The sequence below is a fragment of the Oceanococcus sp. HetDA_MAG_MS8 genome (genome assembly GCA_019192445.1).
Lineage (GTDB): Bacteria > Pseudomonadota > Gammaproteobacteria > Nevskiales > Oceanococcaceae > MS8.
In genome coordinates, this window is the sequence record JAHCMK010000020.1 from 1 (window position 1) to 1,957 (window position 1,957).

Consider the following 1,957-nt stretch of genomic DNA (forward strand, 5'->3'; position numbering starts at 1 on the left):
CGTTTGGCTGCGCCAATCCTCGCCCGCTCGCAAGTGCCGCTGAGCTAGGGCGTTATGTGCTTTATCAATAAACGTAGTTTTTATTTTAGTGGGCCTGGTGTTAGCTGATTGGTTCGGCGCTTCTGTTCAGTCAAATGGTCCTGCCGTCTGTTGCCTGTACTGCACGAAAGGATTGAATAGCCAGCGAAACCTTTTGTGAAGCCTCCCGCCGCTACAAGGCTTACATGGGCATTTGGCAGGGCACCTTCGCTTAGCCCTCGCACGTACCGGTATCCAGCCAGCGTTTGCCGTATCACAGGGTCACTTCGATCAAAAGGTTCTGCAATGCACGGCTTGGCTACACCTGCCAATGGGTCGGGTACTTCAACGCGAACTGCTATGGGCAATCTAGGACTCATTGGCGGGCATTAGTGCCACGCCATTGAAGTCCCCTAGGTTCCGCGTATGCTTAGGTCGGGGCAAACAATAATCGCGGAGGCGCTTCGCATGAGGTCGCACATAACAAATTGCTTCAGTCGGACGCCACACCCGCTGCGCGGGCATGGCGCCGCTGAGCTCAGGTGTTATACGTCAAGGAGGCCTTAGTGGCATCTGAACTCATCCTCCCATCCGAAATTCCCTGGAGCGAGATTAAGGGAAAGGATCTTGAAGAGCTTCTCTATTGGCTTTTCGATTCCATGGGAGCAAAGAATCTGGAATGGAGGATTGGAGGTCAAGGCGGCGGTGCCGCCGATCAAGGACGTGATCTGGAGCTTTCGTTTTTTACCCCATCGCCCGACGGAACATTGGCGAAGCAGGCTTGGTGGGTAGATGCGAAGGGACGAAGTGGGACAGTTGAGCCCAGCGAGGTCCATGAAACTGTTCTCAACGTTTCGGGCAAAAAACACGTAGACGTCGTAGTCATCGCTACCAACACTCAATTTTCCAATCCAACAAGAGACTGGGTTAAGGAGTGGCAAGCGAATCATCCACGACCAGTGGTGAAATTGTGGGAAAAGACGGAGTTGGAGAATCTTTGTTCTAAAAACCCCCTCGCGGTCATCAGGCTGCACAAGGAAGCCCTCAGCCCTCAGGGTCGGGTTGAGGTCGTAAGCGCCAAGCTTTGGGATTACGCAACTTTTTCCGATGGGCCGGCTCTTCGTTCTATCTGGGAAAAACGAGACAAGATTTCGGTGGATGAACGATCACTCTTCGCTTTGGTCGCGTCAGAGCTCGCCAACGGCAACATCGCCTCCAGAAACTGGACATCTGTAGCCTCAAACGAAGTACTTGTCGCCAATCTGTGCAATGGTTTGGTTAACTTTCTCTATCTGGCATTTAGGGCAAATGATCATGGCGCACGACAGGACCCACTAATTGGCGCCATCACATATCTGGTCCAGATTTCGTTGCTACGGGTGGGTAAAGACACCACCACCGCTTTGTTGACGAATGCTTGGGAAAGCGTTGACGGTCGCGACTACCCACAAGAAGTACGAAATATTATTTTGGAGCCCGTGCTTGGGACTCTCCAAGCCGAGCTTGAAGACGTATGTGTAAGCGATTGTTCACGAGTGATGGCTGATGCTCAGGTACTTAGTGACAAGGAAGTCGAGTCGTACTGGGATAGATTTGGGCCGGGTGGTGAAGGTGATGGGGAGCCGAAACGTCATCTTCGGCTAGAGTCCTATGATCGCCCATGCAAGGTGGGGTTTGATGTCGGGAAGGAACAGAGTTGCCCGCTGTGTGCAATGGAGCGCCCACATGAATCCATAGATGAATTTATGGAGGTGGTAGAGCGTGTTACGAAGTTTCGAATGTCCGAAAAAAATGACGTATAACAATGCGCTCCAGTCGGACACTTGCGAGCAGGCTGCGTTTGGCTATGCCAATCCTCGCCAGCTCGCAAGTGCCGCTGAGCTAGGGTGTTAGCGGGAATGAGGGATTACTACCGCTTCCGGATGTCGCTCCTTCAGGG

Annotated in this window: 1 protein-coding gene; it reads left to right on the plus strand. The window is 52.7% G+C overall.

Annotated elements, in window-relative coordinates; genetic code table 11:
* Positions 1 to 584 precede the first annotated feature (584 nt).
* Entirely contained in the window at positions 585 to 1,820 is a 1,236-nt protein-coding gene (locus KI787_15660; GenBank protein ID MBV6631387.1) for a restriction endonuclease, read from the plus strand.
* Positions 1,821 to 1,957: the final 137 nt, after the last annotated feature.